The following is a 16,903-nucleotide window of genomic DNA, read 5'->3' as shown; positions in this document are numbered from 1 at the left end:
AATAGCCAAATATTTGAGTTTTTCTTTAAGGCTTTGCTAAATTATGGGCATAAGATGTTGTTTTTTGGTTTCAAGCCCCTACGAAAATTGTAATTTTGAGCAAATTGATACATAGTCTTAACAAGAACATCGGCATTATACTGAGGGCTTGTTGGCAATAAGCCTAACCGATCCAATAATATATAAATTATGACTTTAAAAGGGAGTACATCATGAGTTTAGTTGTACCTGCTGAACATCCTGAAACCGTACATAACGAAACGGATCGTGTCGAGCGCATTTTAGTGGTCGATGACGATGTGCGTTTACGTACCCTCTTGCAACGTTTTTTGGAAGATAAAGGCTTTGTTGTAAAAACTGCCCATGATGCCTCACAAATGGATCGTTTATTACAACGTGAGTTATTTTCACTTATCGTGCTCGACTTTATGTTGCCCGTTGAAGATGGTTTAAGTATTTGTCGTCGTTTACGTCAGTCAAATATTGATACTCCAATTATCATGTTAACTGCACGTGGTAGTGACTCTGACCGTATTGCTGGTCTTGAAGCCGGCGCAGATGACTATTTACCAAAACCATTTAACCCAAATGAACTTTTAGCACGTATTCGCGCAGTATTGCGTCGTCAGGTACGTGAAGTTCCGGGTGCGCCAAGCCAACAAGTTGAAGTGGTTAGCTTCGGCCCATGGTCTCTAGATTTATCTACACGTACACTGACTCGTGAGGGTCAAATCGTTACATTGACTACAGGTGAATTTGCCGTATTAAAAGCTTTGGTACAGCATCCACGTGAACCTTTAACACGCGACAAGCTCATGAACTTGGCTCGTGGCCGTGAATGGGGTGCAATGGAACGTTCTATTGATGTTCAAGTGTCTCGTCTACGCCGCTTAATTGAAGATAACCCGGCACGTGCACGTTACATTCAAACTGTATGGGGCGTAGGCTATGTGTTTGTTCCGGATGGTGCTGAATAAGCTTGAGATAAAATAGAGTGAGTTTAGAGCCAATACCACCGCAAACCTTTACCGACTACGTTGCGTACTCAGAGCGTAAACGGACCCGATGGGAACGTTTTCTCGACAAGATTAAGCCACGTTCTGCGGCCATGCGTACCACAATTTTGGTACTGCTGGTAGTACTCTTTAGCTTATTTATGTCATTGTGGTTTTTTTGGCGAACCCTCTATTTACCTGAAATTCAGCAACATGCGCGCTATCTAGCAGTTGAACTAGAACTGGTAAATAACCCTAATATTCGTATTTTTCATCGCGATAGCGAAGTTGACGTCGACACATGGTTACGCAATCGGGTTGGCATTGAATATGTCACGAACCCCAAAGAATATCCAAGTGTCCGCGATAAAATTATTGCCGAGTTTTTTACCAACCAAGTTGAGCAAAAACTGGCAAATGAAATTGGCGCAAAAGACGTTACTGTCTATTTCCAATTTAAACCTAGCCCACGTATCTGGATTCAAACGCCAGAAATGCATGGTAACTGGGTTCGTGAACCTTTAAAAACCTATGCCAACTATAGCCCCGAGCTACTGGTAGGCTGGGTTGTGGGTGTCCCATTAGTTTCGGCCATCATTATTTTAATTTTGGTTCGACAAATGAACCGACCATTACGTCGTTTGCAAAATGCTGCCAACGAATACAGTAAGTCTGGAACTGCACCTTATTTAGATACTAACCATGGCCCTTTAGAAATTCGCCAAGTAAACCAAGCGTTTAACCGTATGGTATATACGCTTGAACAAACGGAGCGTGAAAGACGAATCATGCTAGCGGGAATTTCACATGATTTAAGGACTCCTCTCACACGTATTCGTTTAACTGCAGAGATGCTACCTGATGAGTTTCTACGTGAAGGTCTGGTTTATGACGTAGATGATATGGATGCGATTCTAAATCAGTTCATCTCATATATGCGCGATGGTTCAGATGAGGAATTAAAAGACACTAATATCAATATTCTTTTACAAGAATTGGTGGTTCAGTTTAAACCCCTTGATATTCGCTTTAACATGCAGGATGTTCCCATTATTCCTGCACGCAGCCTCTCTTTAAAACGACTTATTGCCAACCTCATTAATAACGCAAAGCGTTATGGTGCTGAACCGATCGAACTCAGTGCAAAGGTTGAAAATGAACATATTTTAATTACGGTTGCTGACCATGGTGAAGGCATTCCAGAAGATCAAATTGAAGAATTAATGCAGCCTTTTGTAAGAGGCAACTCGGCTAGAACGATTCAGGGAAGCGGTTTGGGTCTTGCCATTGTTAAACGTATTGTCGATATTCACCAAGGTGAAATCCAGATTCACAATCGTGAACAAGGCGGTTTAGAGGTAATTATTTCTTTACCAATTCCAAAACCCGCCCCTGAAGAAAATACAACGCACAATCCTTTAGAAAAAATCAAACAAACTTTAAGTGAGCGCTTTTAATTTGAGCAATTGAACATTTAAAGCGCTATTTTAAACCTCAAAAAAGCCAATAATAATCAATATATTAAAAATCATAAAAATAAGTTATACCCGCATTTATTTAAAAAATTAGACCTTAGCCTAACACCTATGCACTTTTCATTTTTTCATAGCTAAAATCCGGTATGTTTTGACAATATTGAGGATGTCCAATGTCTTTAAGTCGTATTCGCCTAGCTTCTCTTCATGACAAGGTCATCAGTGCTGAACAAGCTGCGCAATTCATCGAAAATGGAATGACCGTTGGTATGAGTGGTTTTACTCGTGCCGGTGAAGCTAAAGCTGTTCCACAAGCACTTGTAGAGCTTGCAAAAAAGAATCCGTTAAAAATCACGTTAATTACGGGTGCTAGCTTAGGTAATGACTTAGACAAACAACTCACGGAAGCAGGTGTTTTATCTCGTCGCATGCCATTCCAAGTGGATAACACTTTACGCCGCGCAATTAACAACGGCGAAGTCATGTTTATTGACCAACACTTGTCAGAAACTGTTGAGCAAATGCGTAACCAGCAACTTAAACGTCCAGATGTTGCGGTCATTGAAGCAATTGCGATTACTGAAGATGGTGGCATTATTCCAACAACTTCTGTTGGTAACTCTGCAAGTTTTGCAATTTTTGCCGAAAAAGTAATTGTTGAAATCAACACTTCTTTAAGCGAAAGCTTTGAAGGTTTGCACGATATCTATATTCCAACTTATCGTCCAACACGTACGCCAATTCCATTAACAAAAGTGGATGAACGTATTGGTACAACAGCTATCCAAATCGATCCTTCGAAAATTGTTGGTATTGTCTTTAACGATACACATGACTCTCCATCGACAGTCACTCCACCGGATGATGAGACTCAAGGCATTGCCAATCACCTTATCGCATTCTTTGAAAAAGAAGTGGCTGAAGGTCGTTTACCGAAGAACCTTGGTCCACTCCAAGCAGGGATCGGTTCGATTGCAAATGCTGTACTGACAGGTTTAAAAGATTCTAATTTTGAAGACCTCATCATGTACTCAGAAGTACTACAAGACTGTACTTTTGAACTAATTGATGCAGGCAAAATGAAATTTGCTTCTGGTAGTTCAATTACGCTTTCAGCAAAATGTGGTGAAAAAGTTTTTGGCAATATCGAAGCTTACAAAGACAAATTAGTGCTTCGTCCACAAGAAATTTCTAATCACCCTGAGCTTGTACGTCGTTTAGGTATTATCGGTATTAATACTGCACTTGAGTTTGATATTTACGGTAACGTGAACTCAACTCACGTGTGCGGTACTAAAATGATGAACGGTATTGGTGGTTCAGGTGACTTCGCTCGTAATGCGCACTTGGCAATCTTTGTAACCAAATCAATCGCTAAAGGCGGCGATATTTCTTCTATCGTGCCAATGGTGAGCCACGTTGACCACAGTGAACACGACGTTGATATTTTAGTGACAGAGCAAGGTTTAGCAGACTTACGTGGTTTAGCACCTCGTGAACGCGCTCGCGCTATTATCGACAACTGCGTACACCCGCTTTACCGTGATGCATTAAATGACTATTTTGATCGTGCATGTGCTAAAGGCGGACATACACCTCACTTACTTCGTGAAGCATTGTCTTGGCATGCAAACTTTGAAGAAACAGGCCAAATGCTTCAACCAACACCAGTTGCAAAATCAGCTTAAGACATACTTTTAATTTAAGCACTCCTACGGGGGTGCTTTTTTATTTGTGTAAATTATTCACAAACTACTGCTCAAGTTCGAATTTTTATTTTATCTTTTCAATACATCAAAACAAAAAGTAGAAATCCATATGTTCATTATTCGCCAATTTACAAATGCAGATCTGGATGATGTGGTCAATTTATGGGAAAGCTGTGGCCTAACTCGCCCTTGGAATAACCCTGAAACGGATATTTTTAGGAAAGTTTCGCAGCAGGATGATTTATTCCTCGTTGCTATTAAGGATGAGCAACTGATTGGCACGCTTATGGGCGGCTACGACGGCCATAGAGGCTGGATTAATTATCTGGCTGTTCACCCCCATCAACAACGCCTAGGAATAGCCACAGCGCTTGTTCAACAGCTTGAGAAGCGGCTTATGGCGCGTGGCTGCCCCAAATTACAATTATTAGTGCGTAAAGATAATCTGAATGTATTGAATTTTTACGAGCAGCTCGGCTATGACGAAGTAGAAGCGGTATGTTTAGGAAAACGTCTTATTAGTGACAACCCTCATGACTAAAGGCGCCTTTTCAAATGAAGAGCCTTTAGGAAATAAAGCCAGACCTTGGGATAACTCACTTTACTTGTGGATAAAATGAGGGTTATACACAGGTGAAGTCATTCTACTCACGTATCAAATAAATAGGCATGAAAAAAGCCCCATACTTAAAGTATGGGGCTTTTTCGAATATGGTGGCGAGACCCAGGATCGAACTGGGGACACACGGATTTTCAATCCGTTGCTCTACCAACTGAGCTATCACGCCGATGGCCTGTATTAAGCCGTATCTCAGAACAATAGTCAACAATTATCCTGAGTTTTTGATTTAAATGAGTATTTTTTATACTCAAAAAAAATCCCTGATGGGATCAGGGATTGAAAACACAAATAATGGTGGCGAGACCCAGGATCGAACTGGGGACACACGGATTTTCAATCCGTTGCTCTACCAACTGAGCTATCACGCCGAAGTGGGCGTATTAAACAATGTTTATAGGAGGACGTCAAGCAACTTCCGCATTTTTTGTAACAAGTGTTTAATTTTAAATCACAAGTGCCTTAAAAATAAGTTTTTAACTGTGCAATTTACCAATATGAGCTAAGCAGCGATGAATTGCACCACAACCTGGCTCAAAAATTTTAACGCCTTTTGCTTCTTCTATACGACAAGCTTCTTCAACTAGACGCTCTGCTACTCCACGTCCACGATTTGCAGGGTGTACAACTATATACTCAAGCACTTTGCTTTCACCTTGTCCTGAACACCAGATTGCACCTATAATTTTGGTGTTAAATTCGGCAGTGTATAGCGTGGTATACTGTTGTAAATCTTGTTCAAGTTGTTCAATCGCATCGTGCCCGTCACCAAACTCCGGACTTGTGTCATACAGTCGCTCAAGCTGATCGCGGATCTCTGAATTATCTAGAGAACTATAAGCATGTACGGTAATAGGCATTGATTAACCCTCCTGAGCAAACTATGATGCTGTCACGAATTCGTCACAGCGAAATTGTCGTTAACATCCAATCATTTTTGACGTTTTTTGAGGAACGTGTCCATGACGCAACGTATCAGTGAAGTGGTTAGAAATACCAATGAAACCAAAATTCGAGTTCGTTTAAATCTCGATGGTACTGGTCAAGGCACACTAAACACCGGAGTTCCATTTTTAGACCATATGATTGATCAAATCAAGCGACATGGCTTATTTGATATCGATATTCATTGTGATGGAGACTTAGAGATTGATGATCACCATACCGTAGAAGACTGCGGTATCACGCTTGGACAAGCTTTTGCACAAGCTTTAGGTGATAAAAAAGGTTTACGTCGTTATGGGCATTTTTACGCACCATTAGACGAAGCTTTATCTCGTGTGGTTGTAGATTTGTCTGGTCGTCCGGGTTTATTTATGGATATTCCATTTACTCGCGCGCGCATTGGTACCTTTGACGTAGATTTATTTTCCGAGTTTTTCCAAGGTTTCGTAAACCATGCGCTTATGACCTTACACATCGATAACTTGAAAGGTAAAAATAGCCACCATCAAATCGAGAGTGTATTTAAAGCACTAGCTCGTGCTTTACGTATGGCATGTGAAATTGATCCACGTGCTGAAAACACGATTGCATCGACAAAAGGTAGCCTCTAATGACACGTATCGCATTGCTTGATTATGGCATGGGTAATCTGCACTCAGCCGCTAAAGCACTTGAATATGTAGGTGCAACCGTCGATGTGACAAATGATCCAAAATTAATTGCACAAGCCGACAAAATTGTTTTCCCGGGTGTTGGGGCAATGCGTGACTGTATGCAAGGCATGCGTGAAGCAGGGATTGATGAAGTTGTACGCAAAGCAGCTTTTAATAAACCTGTTCTTGCAATTTGCGTAGGCATGCAGGCACTACTACAAAGCTCAGAAGAAAACGGCGGTGTAGATGCCTTGGGTATTTTTGACGGGATAGTAAAACACTTCCCTCAAATGGAAGGTTTAAAAGTCCCACACATGGGCTGGAACCAAGTTCACCAAATGGACCCAAGCCACCCGATGTGGAACAACATTGAACAAGATGCTCGCTTTTACTTTGTACACAGCTACTATGTTGAACCTAAAGATGAAAATCTTGTGGCTGCAACATGTGAGTATGGCGTGAACTTCTGCACAGCAATTCACAAAGATAATTTATTCGCGACTCAATTCCACCCAGAGAAAAGTCACACTGCTGGTTTGCAGTTACTGAAAAACTTTGTGGAATGGAATATTTAATTCAATTCAAAAACTAAAACAGATCAGGTCAAGATAGCCTGATCTGTTTTTTTATTTATAATAATAACCAATCATTTATAGAATGATATTTTATTCAACAAAATATTGAATATTCATACTTTTAAATAAAATCAAATGATTAGGATAAACACAATGAATTCACCTTTTGAAAATCAACCACTTCAACAAGATTCACCGTTTAAGGCAAATGGTCGTTTTGGACGACTCTCTTATGCAGCTTGGACATTCTTATTTACGCTAGTCCTTGTTACCGCCATTCTACTTATTATGTTTACTTTTGGTTTTACAAACCCTGAAGGTACCCCAGACTTTTCTACACCTGGCTTAATCTGTATAGCAATTCTTTATATAGTCGGTATTTATATTAACTTCGTATTTACCATCCGCCGTTTGCATGACCGCAATAATACAGGGTGGCTCTCTTTACTGATGCTAGTACCGGTCGTGAATATTGGCCTTGCCATTTATTTATTCTGTGCAAAAGGAACTGAAGGTCCTAATGATTATGGACCTAAGCGTCCAACGCCAAGCTGGGAGCGTGTTTTAGGCTGGATTTATATTGTGCTTATTCCCCTTGCATTAATTTTTGGTGTTATTGCCGTAATTATGGCTCCGACCTATGAAGGTTATGTCGAGAAAAGCGAAAGTATTGTAATTGGTAGCCCATCTCAGTCTGAATAATTTTTAAAGATGTACATAAAGCCTAGTTCTCTAGGCTTTATTCATATATAAAGTGAATAGCCTTATTCATTTGTACGCTGTTAAATATGTCTGAAGCCTCTGCCCTTCTTGATAAAACTTCTATTCAGCAGCTCCCTCCTTTTGAAAATCTTAACTATCAAAATATTGTGGTGATTGAAAATAGCGAGCAATGCAAAACTATTGAAGAAGAATTAAAAGCAGCGACCTTTTTAGGATTTGATTCTGAATCTAAACCTACTTTTCAGGTAGGTGAAGTATCAACTGGCCCACATTTGATTCAGCTGGCTACAGAACACAAAGCCTATTTATTTCATGTCAATTCATCGACTTTAAAATTTTTACAGCCCATTTTGTCTAATCCAAAACAAATTAAAGTCGGCTTTGGGCTTAAAAATGATAAGCATATTTTTCACAAAAAAGGCATAGAACTTGAAAGCTGCGTTGACCTTGCTAAAGGTTTTAGCCACTTTGGTTTTAAACAACAAATGGGCGTACAAAAAGCCGTAGCACTATTACTTGGTCAGTATCTTGCCAAGTCGAAGAAAGTCGGAACTTCAAATTGGGCGCGAAAACCGCTTACTTCGCAACAAATCAGTTATGCAGCTGCTGACGCCTATGCTGCCCTATTGGTATTTCTCGAGCTTAAAAAAAGAAAAGTATTACCGATACATATTTCTGAAAAAATTCAAACCGCACTTCAAGGGTAAAGTTATAAAAGTCTTTTCTAAGGCTTAGCGATTGATCAATACTTTGCTAAGATGTGCACAATTTCATAAACATGATGAAGCAAGGAGCGAAAGCATGCTAATCATTCCAGCAATTGACCTGAAAGATGGTAAATGTGTGCGTTTAAAACAAGGGCGTATGGAAGACGATACCGTTTTCTCTGACGATCCGGTTGCAACTGCCCAGCATTGGGTAAATGAAGGCGCACGACGTTTGCATTTGGTCGATTTGAATGGTGCTTTCGCAGGTACGCCTATTCATAAACCTGTTGTTGAAGCAATTGCAAAAGCTCAGCCAGAATTACCAATTCAAATTGGTGGCGGTATCCGCTCATTAGAAACCATTGAACACTATTTAGAAGCTGGTGTGACGTTTGTCATTATCGGTACTAAAGCCGTTCAAGAGCCTGAATTTGTAGAAGAAGCATGTAAACGCTTTGCAGGCCACATCATTGTTGGTATTGATGCCATGAATGGTATGGTTGCAACTGACGGTTGGGCAAACGTTACCGACGTGAAAGCAACTGATTTAGCAAAACGCTTTGCAGATGCAGGCGTGTCTAGCATTGTTTATACAGACATTGCGCGTGACGGCATGATGCAAGGTGTAAATGTTGAGCAAACTGTAAACTTGGCTCAATACTCAGGCTTACCAGTCATTGCTTCAGGTGGTGTAACCAACCTTGATGACGTTCGTAACTTAAAAGGCCAACCGGGTATTTTAGGTGCAATCACAGGCCGTGCAATTTATGAAGGTACTTTAAACCTTCGTGAAGCTCAGCTTTTGTTAGATGAAAACCGTCTTTAATTTTTAAGATGTAAAAAAGAGCCGTTTTAGGCTCTTTTTTTATTGCTGATATGAAAATATATTCCGAATCAATACACCACATTACGAATAAATTTAAGTACTTGGCTACCGCTATTGATATAGGTATAAGTCACTGAACTGGCAAAAATAAAAGATGAACCAGCCGCAATAGTTTCTGAGCTGTCTGTAAATTGTATGGTCAATTCGCCTTCTAACACATAAATCAGTTCTTGCCATCCTTCGGCATCGGCTTCAGCAACATAAGACTCCCCAACAGCCAAAGACCATGTCCAAAGTTCAACTTGAGAACGGGAAGGAACTGAAGCAAGAAAAGTTGCCTTGCTTTCTTCCTTTTCACCTTGCCAAGCGAGTGCATTTACTAGGGCATGTTCTTTTAGCTCAGGCGCACTCACAATTGTTCTAAAATCTACTCCCAATACTGCCGCAATCGCATCGAGTTTAGCTAAGCTAATGTTGACTTGGCCTGTTTCCAAAGCAGCAATGGTACGTCTACTTACACTTGCCCGATCAGCCAAGTCCTGTTGGCTTAAACTGCGCTCATCTCTTAATGAACGGATATTTGTGCCTACATGTTGTAAAACGCTACTCGACTGGCTCATAAAATAGATGAATAAAGAAAATTTGAGCAATATATTGCACAAAACAGAAGAATAGCGCAATATGTGCAGTATATTGCACAATTCCCTTTAGTTTGAGTATGTCACCAACTTATCTGAGTTCAAGCAAAGTTCCTCAATTAGCTCTCATTTTGATTACGGTCATTTGGGGTGGAACATTTCTTACTGTGCAGTACGCACTGAATTTTTCATCACCTATGTTTTTTGTCGGCTGCCGTTTTGCCGTAGCTGCCTTAACGCTATTACTTATTTCATTAAAGAGCATGAAAGGCATTACATTAAAAGACTTGGGCGCTGGCAGTGTAATTGGCCTTGTCATTGCAGCGGGCTATGGCACGCAGACAATCGGCCTGCAAACTATTCCGAGTAGTGAATCAGCTTTTTTAACGGCGCTGTATGTTCCGCTTGTTCCTATTTTAATGTGGCTCATTTTTAGAAAAATTCCACATATCATGACTTGGGTGGGAGCAGCTCTTGCTTTTACTGGCCTTGTTTTATTGACGGGTAATGGTTTTAAGCAAATTTCCTTGAGTTTTGGACAGCTTTTAACAGTGCTCGGCGCCTTTGCGATTGCCTTAGAAATTATTTTTATTAGCTACTTTGCTGGAAAGGTAAATTTGCGTCGCGTCACCATTATTCAACTTGGTGTCGCCTCTCTACTTTCTTTTACCATTATGCCTATAGTAGGTGAACATACAGTTCCAGCATTTTCATGGCCCCTAGTACTCATTGCCGTCGCATTAGGCTTAGCAAGTGCACTCATTCAATTTGTAATGAACTGGGCTCAACGTGTAGTTGACCCTTCGCGTGCTGCAATTATCTATGCAGGAGAACCTGTTTGGGCAGGTATTATTGGTCGAATTGCAGGTGAGCGTTTACCAGTTATTGCCCTTTTTGGGGGTGCTTTAGTGGTCTTAGGTGTTTTAGTCAGTGAGTTAAAAATTAAGCTGCCTATTAAGAAAAACAAAAGAGTTCGAGAATAAAAAAGAGAGCTTAACGCTCTCTTTTTTATATATCATTTTTCTTTAATAAAATAGAGGGTTCGTAGTACTCAACTGTCGGCATTGGATCATAAAATGGATGAAGCAATTTTTTCCATTCTTGATAAGCCTCCGACTTTCTAAACCCTTCTGTATGATTTTCAATTTCATCCCAGAAAATCATTAAAATATAATGATGGGGATCGGTTGCATGCTTAATCAGTTGGACAGCATTAAAGCCTTCCATTGGATAAACAATATGTTTAGCCTGCTCGAATGCCTTAAGGAATGCTTCACTTTGCCCAGACTTTATACTCAAATGCACATGTTCAATAATCATGATTTATTGATACATCGGTCGGTTATCATTTAACGCAATCAAACCGCGAATGGCACGATATACAATCCAGATCCATGCTGCTGCGATAACACCCACACAGAACACAGTCGATGAGATAGCAACACCCGCAAATAGATCGGTATTTTCACCCGTAAAGAACAAGAAAATAAACGGCAAAAAGGCAATAATATTCCAAGCCAAGTACCACCAGAATGTTCTGATTTGCCATGTAAAGTGGCTCGCAAAAATTGAACCCTGTACATCTGAGCGTTTTACATAGTTAATAATTAAAGCAATTATCGCAAGTAAGCCGCCTGTAAAAATGGCAACAATATAAAGTACATATAAAATAAGTGTTAAAGTACGATTTGGATCTTGGTCGATAGAACTATTCATTTTTATACCTCTCAAGTTTAATAAAACAATTTACTTTTATGATCCCCGCAAAACGTTTAAAGGAGAAATTAGCCACAAAATCAAAAGTAAATGAAAGAATATGGTACAAAAATAAATCTTACGAAATGGTTGTTTTTGTGTTTTATGTCTCAGTTTTTGTTGTGCCCACCACGCAGCTGGCCATCCCCCTAAGAAACTGACAATGTGCAAAGTCTGCTCAGGAACACGGCGATTGCCCAATTGCGCTGCTTCTTTATCTTGTGAATATAGCCAGTAACTCAACACATTCATCATTAAGACAAACAATAAGGTATAAGCCGGCAAAATATGAATAAAACTCATAATGCCCATTAAAACGAAATAAAACACAATCCCCATTTGCATAGCAGACCATGGGCTGGCCTGAAAAGAAGATTGTGTTTTTGCAGGTTTTAAAGCCTTACGGGTTTGAGATGCCTTTAAATAAGTGACCTGCTGAGCACGAAAACGGCCTCTTTCATCGAGGATTACCAGATATTCCAGTGCACAGCCAATAATTGGCCGAGGTCCAGGGCGTGCAAAATCTTTGATATGCAAAAAGACTCGCTCTTTTTCAGCATCATCCGGCTGAATAAAGCCATAACCCTTTTCGTCGAACCATTCGACTAAACGCCCCTGATCTCGCATCTTTATTCCCTTTTATGCTTTTACATGGCTTAAACGGTCTTGCATCATTGCTCGCATTTCTTGCGGGTCTTTTTGCAAGATGTCATCGCCGGTACGTCCTTCTTCTTTATTTTTTTGAGCAACTTGTAAACGCATTGACCAAAAACGGCAAGCCGCCATTGCCAAGAATACATCTAAACATTCAAGTTCATCTGAAGTCAGCGCACGAATTTTTTGGTATACCTCTAAATAAGCGTCTACTTTGTCTGAGTTTAAATGCGCTGCTGGATATTCGGTACAAAAATCATTAATGGTAATCGCAATATCAAACAGCAACTCATCTTGATTTAACTCGTAAAAGTCTAGAATACCTTGTAGTTGCTCGCCTTCAAACAAAGTATTGTCACGGAACAAATCTGAGTGAATAAAACCTGTCGGTCGATTTGAATACTGCGCTGTTTTCGCATTAAAGGCTTGATAAACCTGCTCAAGTAACGTTTGGTCATCTTGAGTCATATTTGGTTTAAGCTGCTCAGCAACACCTGTCCAATATTGATGATCACGGCGATATTCGCGTTCAAGCGGAAAATCTTGTAAAGCTACATGTAGCTTCGCCTGTGCATCTGCAATTGCAGCAACTTGGGCTACTGTCGTTTGCATGGGATGGTGTCCCATTAAACGTGGTGCAATTTGTGCAGGCTTACCCGCAATGAAGTGAACCGCTTGGCCGCTGTGCTTTAATGGCACAGCAACGGGTACATCATGAGTACCTAATTGCTCAAGCACAGGAATAAGCTCGCCTGCACCTTGTGCATCTAACTCTTCAAACACGGTGAGTACATATTGTTTGCGGTTTACATCAACCAGAAAATAATTGGTGTTTTGAATACCTCCCTGAATTGGGTTCAGCTCCAACACCTCTAATCCATAAGGTGCAGCAAAGGTGCGAACTTCATCTAAACTCAACGGGGTATAAACCGACATGGAAAACCTGCAAAAAACATCTGTGAAGTTTGATAGAATACCTCTTCCCTCCATGAAGGTGTAGCGCCTGTGTAGGAACTTTCACCAACGGCGATTATTTTTGGAAAAAGCTATGCTTGCTAAACGTATTATTCCTTGCCTAGACGTTGATAACGGACGCGTAGTTAAAGGCGTTCAATTCCTCGATATTCGTGATGCGGGCGACCCTGTTGAAGTGGCACGACGCTATAACGAACAAGGTGCAGACGAAATTACTTTCTTAGACATTACCGCTACACATCATGGACGCGATACCACTTACCGTACTGTTGAACGTATGGCCGAGACTGTATTTGTGCCATTAACTGTCGGTGGTGGTGTACGTAAGGTTGAAGATATTCGCGCATTATTAAATGCAGGTGCAGATAAAGTGAGTATTAACTCGGCTGCCGTATTTAACCCTGAATTTGTTCAAGAAGCCTCTCAGCACTTTGGCGCGCAATGTATTGTGGTTGCGATCGATGCCAAAAAAACTGGCGACAATAAATGGGAAATCTTTACTCACGGTGGCCGTAAACCAACGGGTATTGATGCCATTGAGTGGGCGGTGAAAATGGCTGACTACGGTGCCGGTGAGTTACTCATTACCAGTATGGATGCCGATGGTACTAAAGCAGGTTACGATATTGCGTTAATGCGTGCCATTAATGATCGCGTGACCATCCCAACGATTGCCTCAGGCGGTGTAGGTAACTTACAACACCTTGCAGACGGTATTTTACAAGGTGGTGCCGATGCCGTATTGGCAGCGAGTATTTTCCACTTTGGCCAATATACAATTCCGGAAGCTAAACAATATTTGGCTGAACAAGGCATCGAAATGCGCTTGTAAGCTTATTTATATTTAAAGGGGCAAGATGCCCCTTTAATTTTTTATGCAGCACTCTCTATCGCATTTACATCACTAACCAGTTGAGGCTGTTCTTTTTTCTCGACCCATTTTGCAGGGAAGATTTTTTCTACAGCTTGAAAGAGTGGCCTAGCAAGAGCAGTAGGTAACCGTATCCCCCAAGGGTTTTGTTCTTTTAAATCTGCTGAAGACACCACACGTGTTCCCATCACATAGTCAAACCAAGGTTTGGTCACACACCAATTAGCATCTTGGTTAGAGTTCATATGGTGGTCGTAATGCCACGGAATTTTACGCTTTGCCCAGTCAGGCTCTAAATGTGCACGGCGATGAATATAATAATAATTACCAGCACTGTACCAAGCTGCAAGTGCCATGCCTTTTGAAAAGGGGTAGAAAATTGCACTTGAAACGGTTGCCACCACGGCAAGTGAAATTAACTCATTTTTGGTTCGCCAGTTTCCAACGCCCTCAACATAACAATCATCATGAAACTGTTGTTTACGGACTTCACGATGGTGTGCCCAATGCGACTCCATACTTTTCGGCACTGGGCTATAGCGCGGTTGTCCGGCACGGTGTACACCATGCAAAATATATTTGTGTGCTACCCATTCAAATGCATTTGCTACTGCAATTCCGGCAATAAACCCTTTTAACATCACCTAACTCCTTTTTCTTTTTATTCAGCATATAAAATTCGTTATGCTAGGTATTGACCAGAATTTATGGTTTCATTGACAAATCACGACAAGAAAGAGGTGGTTAGGGATGCCACAACTAAAAAATTATACAGGCTCGGTATATGGAGGACTGGGGCATCTGTTAAAGGCTTATTGCGAAGCCAATGAGTTAACTATTCCTGAACAATTAGAACAAATCCAAAATCTGGAACGCTTTGACTATGTGGTTTGGCGTGACCTATTAGAAGTGATTTATAAACTGGACCCAAAGCCGGGATTAGGCCTAGAAATTGCCAAATATGTACAACCCAAACATTTAGGCATTATTGCCTACCTTGCTCTTTCTTGCGATAACTTAGGTGAAGCTTTAATTCGTTACCATGACTTTCACCGTCTGATTTATGACGGGAGCCCATTAGTGGTTGAGCTACAAGGGAGATATGGTTCTATTCGTTGGGAGGCACCAGAGTTACACCCTACCCAGCTTACCGATGAAATCGCGATTGCCTTGGTGATTCAGTTCTTACGTCTTTTTATGTCTCATGAAGATGTGCAGTTACATGAAGTGCGTTTCTTAAATGCTGCCCCTAAAAATATCAGAGTTTATGAGCAGTACTTTCAATGTCCCGTTCGTTTTAGCCAGCCCGGTACAGAGTTACTTATACCCATTACCGAAATTCACAAGCCGCTTAGTAGTGCCGACCACACCTTACAGCAACTATTGGTTCAGCAGGCCCAAGCACTTTTAGAACAGTTACCCAATTCGACCCAGCTTGATCAGCGTTTACAGCATTCAATTTTGACTAGTCTGCAAAAGAATCAGTATCAAATTGAATATATTGCAGCTCAATTAGGCCTATCAGTTCGACAGCTCCAAAGGCACTTACAACAACAAAGCACCACCTTTCAAGAGCGCGTTCAACAAGTACGCTTTATGCTGGCAACTGAATATTTAAAAAACCCACATTTAAGCCTACAAGAGATTGCGCTTTTACTTTGTTATTCAGAACAAAGTGCCTTTCAAAGAGCATTTAAACATTGGACCAAGCAAACACCACAGCAGTGGAGAGATCATTTTTTAAACAAAGAATAACCAACCAAAACTTACAAATCTTTTCTTGATTAAAACAACACTGAAAACAAAAATTTCATATAGTCACATGCTTAATTTTTTGTGACGTATTTCACATTAATTAAAAAATAGATCAATAGATGAGTAATCACAATGAATAAATATTTTGCTGAATTCTTAGGTACGTTTTGGCTAGTCTTTGGTGGTTGTGGTAGCGCAGTTTTAGCCGCAGCTTTCCCTGAACTTGGTATTGGCTTTGCAGGTGTAGCCCTTGCCTTTGGTTTAACCGTACTCACAGGTGCTTATGCTCTAGGGCATATCTCAGGTGGACATTTCAATCCCGCGGTAAGTGTTGGCCTTTGGGTCGGTGGCCGCTTCGATGTTAAAGATTTAATTCCGTATATTGTTGCGCAAGTGGTTGGTGCGACTGCTGCTGCATTTGTTCTTTATATTATTGCTCAAGGCCAAGCAGGTTTTAGTGGTGTTGGCGGGTTTGCAACCAATGGTTTTGGTGACTTATCACCAAATAAATTTGGTTTAGGTTCTGCTTTCATTATTGAAGTGGTTCTTACTGCTTTCTTCTTAATCATTATTTTAGGAGCAACTGACCGCCGTGCGCCTGCTGGCTTCGCTCCTATCGCGATTGGTTTAGGCTTAACACTCATTCACTTAATCAGTATTCCGGTTACGAACACATCGGTAAACCCAGCACGTAGTACAGGTGTTGCGTTCTTTGCTGAAACGGCTGCTTTAAGTCAGTTGTGGTTGTTCTGGGTAGCACCGATTTTAGGGGCTGTGATTGGGGCAATTATTTATAAGGTGGTAGCTGGCGATAAAGATTAACTCTTCTTAGATGTAATCTACTATCGCGGAAGGTGACATGGATGTCACCTGTTGAACAGGGGTACATGGATGTGCCCTCTGATCAACAAAGCCTTTTGTTTACTTTTGGGCTTTCAAAAGTAAAAAATGTCTATACACATTCAATAAAATCTAACGTGGTATTAAAGACTGTATGGCAGCATGACCATACTAAATATCACGCATAG

At 40.8% G+C, this 16,903-nt stretch carries 22 protein-coding genes and 2 tRNA genes; 15 read left to right on the top strand and 9 right to left on the bottom strand.

The window, feature by feature from the left end; all coding sequences use genetic code 11:
- Positions 1-212: 212 nt before the first annotated feature.
- From ompR to G9371_RS07615, 5 genes are all read left to right on the top strand, one after another.
- Positions 213-977 (top strand): two-component system response regulator OmpR, encoded by a 765-nt coding sequence (gene ompR / locus G9371_RS07635; protein ID WP_000060753.1) that lies wholly within the window; start codon positions 213-215, stop codon positions 975-977.
- A 17-nt stretch (positions 978-994) separates the two neighbouring features.
- Positions 995-2,452 (top strand): ATP-binding protein, encoded by a 1,458-nt coding sequence (locus G9371_RS07630; RefSeq protein ID WP_000051217.1) that lies wholly within the window; start codon positions 995-997, stop codon positions 2,450-2,452.
- A 27-nt stretch (positions 2,453-2,479) separates the two neighbouring features.
- Positions 2,480-2,608, top strand: coding sequence for a hypothetical protein (locus G9371_RS07625; RefSeq protein ID WP_085940424.1), 129 nt, complete (start codon positions 2,480-2,482; stop codon positions 2,606-2,608).
- A gap of 35 nt (positions 2,609-2,643) precedes the next feature.
- Positions 2,644-4,158: an acetyl-CoA hydrolase/transferase family protein gene (locus G9371_RS07620; RefSeq protein WP_000059344.1), complete on the top strand. Its 1,515-nt coding sequence runs from the start codon at positions 2,644-2,646 to the stop codon at positions 4,156-4,158.
- A 130-nt stretch (positions 4,159-4,288) separates the two neighbouring features.
- A complete protein-coding gene (locus tag G9371_RS07615; RefSeq protein ID WP_000469967.1) occupies positions 4,289-4,720 on the top strand; it encodes a GNAT family acetyltransferase in 432 nt (143 codons plus the stop codon).
- A gap of 171 nt (positions 4,721-4,891) precedes the next feature.
- Here G9371_RS07615 and G9371_RS07610 read toward each other — a convergent pair.
- From G9371_RS07610 to G9371_RS07600, 3 genes are all read right to left on the bottom strand, one after another.
- Positions 4,892-4,967 (bottom strand) — tRNA-Phe (locus tag G9371_RS07610).
- 126 nt (positions 4,968-5,093) lie between these two features.
- A tRNA-Phe gene (locus G9371_RS07605) sits at positions 5,094-5,169 on the bottom strand.
- Between the two features lie 105 nt (positions 5,170-5,274).
- Positions 5,275-5,658: a GNAT family N-acetyltransferase gene (locus tag G9371_RS07600; protein ID WP_001123235.1), complete on the bottom strand. Its 384-nt coding sequence runs from the start codon at positions 5,656-5,658 to the stop codon at positions 5,275-5,277.
- A gap of 102 nt (positions 5,659-5,760) precedes the next feature.
- Between G9371_RS07600 and hisB the strand changes: the two genes are divergently transcribed.
- From hisB to hisA, 5 genes are all read left to right on the top strand, one after another.
- Entirely contained in the window at positions 5,761-6,354 is a 594-nt protein-coding gene (gene hisB / locus G9371_RS07595; protein ID WP_000194096.1) for an imidazoleglycerol-phosphate dehydratase HisB, read from the top strand.
- Positions 6,354-6,971 (top strand): imidazole glycerol phosphate synthase subunit HisH, encoded by a 618-nt coding sequence (gene hisH / locus G9371_RS07590; protein ID WP_000196730.1) that lies wholly within the window; start codon positions 6,354-6,356, stop codon positions 6,969-6,971. The genes hisB and hisH overlap by 1 nt, the downstream gene beginning before the upstream one ends.
- 153 nt (positions 6,972-7,124) lie before the next feature.
- Positions 7,125-7,673 (top strand): DUF805 domain-containing protein, encoded by a 549-nt coding sequence (locus G9371_RS07585; protein ID WP_001087823.1) that lies wholly within the window; start codon positions 7,125-7,127, stop codon positions 7,671-7,673.
- Between the two features lie 86 nt (positions 7,674-7,759).
- Positions 7,760-8,401 (top strand): 3'-5' exonuclease, encoded by a 642-nt coding sequence (locus tag G9371_RS07580; protein WP_029424109.1) that lies wholly within the window; start codon positions 7,760-7,762, stop codon positions 8,399-8,401.
- A gap of 94 nt (positions 8,402-8,495) precedes the next feature.
- Positions 8,496-9,227, top strand: coding sequence for a 1-(5-phosphoribosyl)-5-[(5-phosphoribosylamino)methylideneamino]imidazole-4-carboxamide isomerase (gene hisA, locus G9371_RS07575; RefSeq protein ID WP_000905538.1), 732 nt, complete (start codon positions 8,496-8,498; stop codon positions 9,225-9,227).
- Between the two features lie 68 nt (positions 9,228-9,295).
- Here hisA and G9371_RS07570 read toward each other — a convergent pair whose 3' ends face one another.
- Positions 9,296-9,847, bottom strand: coding sequence for a helix-turn-helix domain-containing protein (locus G9371_RS07570; protein ID WP_029424108.1), 552 nt, complete (start codon positions 9,845-9,847; stop codon positions 9,296-9,298).
- Positions 9,848-9,945: 98 nt separating this feature from the next.
- Here G9371_RS07570 and G9371_RS07565 point away from each other — a divergent pair, with 98 nt between their 5' ends.
- Entirely contained in the window at positions 9,946-10,848 is a 903-nt protein-coding gene (locus G9371_RS07565) for a DMT family transporter (protein WP_029424107.1), read from the top strand.
- Between the two features lie 25 nt (positions 10,849-10,873).
- On the opposite strand, the gene G9371_RS07560 is transcribed toward G9371_RS07565, so the two are convergent.
- From G9371_RS07560 to G9371_RS07545, 4 genes are read right to left on the bottom strand one after another with little or no spacing between them, the layout of a single operon-like run.
- Entirely contained in the window at positions 10,874-11,185 is a 312-nt protein-coding gene (locus tag G9371_RS07560) for an antibiotic biosynthesis monooxygenase family protein (protein WP_000582728.1), read from the bottom strand.
- Positions 11,186-11,188: 3 nt separating this feature from the next.
- On the bottom strand, positions 11,189-11,581 hold the full coding sequence (locus G9371_RS07555; RefSeq protein WP_001088854.1) for a DUF4870 family protein: 393 nt from the start codon (positions 11,579-11,581) through the stop codon (positions 11,189-11,191).
- 36 nt (positions 11,582-11,617) lie between these two features.
- Positions 11,618-12,247 carry a DUF1294 domain-containing protein gene (locus tag G9371_RS07550; RefSeq protein WP_001205591.1) on the bottom strand — a complete coding sequence of 210 codons (630 nt, stop codon included), beginning with the start codon at positions 12,245-12,247 and terminating at the stop codon, positions 11,618-11,620.
- A 12-nt stretch (positions 12,248-12,259) separates the two neighbouring features.
- Positions 12,260-13,210 carry a homoserine kinase gene (locus G9371_RS07545; protein WP_029424106.1) on the bottom strand — a complete coding sequence of 317 codons (951 nt, stop codon included), beginning with the start codon at positions 13,208-13,210 and terminating at the stop codon, positions 12,260-12,262.
- Between the two features lie 112 nt (positions 13,211-13,322).
- On the opposite strand from G9371_RS07545, the gene hisF reads away from it, so the two are divergent.
- The gene (hisF, locus tag G9371_RS07540; protein ID WP_000880078.1) at positions 13,323-14,081 is read left to right on the top strand and encodes an imidazole glycerol phosphate synthase subunit HisF; all 759 of its coding nucleotides are present in this window, start codon (positions 13,323-13,325) and stop codon (positions 14,079-14,081) included.
- Positions 14,082-14,122: 41 nt separating this feature from the next.
- On the opposite strand, the gene G9371_RS07535 is transcribed toward hisF, so the two are convergent.
- Positions 14,123-14,761 carry a hypothetical protein gene (locus G9371_RS07535; protein ID WP_029424105.1) on the bottom strand — a complete coding sequence of 213 codons (639 nt, stop codon included), beginning with the start codon at positions 14,759-14,761 and terminating at the stop codon, positions 14,123-14,125.
- Positions 14,762-14,870: 109 nt separating this feature from the next.
- Here G9371_RS07535 and G9371_RS07530 point away from each other — a divergent pair, with 109 nt between their 5' ends.
- The 3 genes from G9371_RS07530 (at position 14,871) to G9371_RS07520 (ending at position 16,903) form a co-directional block, all read left to right on the top strand.
- Positions 14,871-15,875, top strand: a complete 1,005-nt coding sequence (locus tag G9371_RS07530) for an AraC family transcriptional regulator (protein ID WP_023896115.1) — start codon at positions 14,871-14,873, stop codon at positions 15,873-15,875.
- A 132-nt stretch (positions 15,876-16,007) separates the two neighbouring features.
- The gene (aqpZ, locus tag G9371_RS07525; RefSeq protein WP_001045987.1) at positions 16,008-16,697 is read left to right on the top strand and encodes an aquaporin Z; all 690 of its coding nucleotides are present in this window, start codon (positions 16,008-16,010) and stop codon (positions 16,695-16,697) included.
- A gap of 41 nt (positions 16,698-16,738) precedes the next feature.
- Entirely contained in the window at positions 16,739-16,903 is a 165-nt protein-coding gene (locus tag G9371_RS07520) for a hypothetical protein (RefSeq protein ID WP_017400529.1), read from the top strand.

It is taken from the genome of Acinetobacter sp. EKM10A (genome assembly GCF_011075215.1).
GTDB lineage: Bacteria > Pseudomonadota > Gammaproteobacteria > Pseudomonadales > Moraxellaceae > Acinetobacter > Acinetobacter baumannii.
This window is presented reverse-complemented; position numbering and strand designations above follow the sequence as displayed.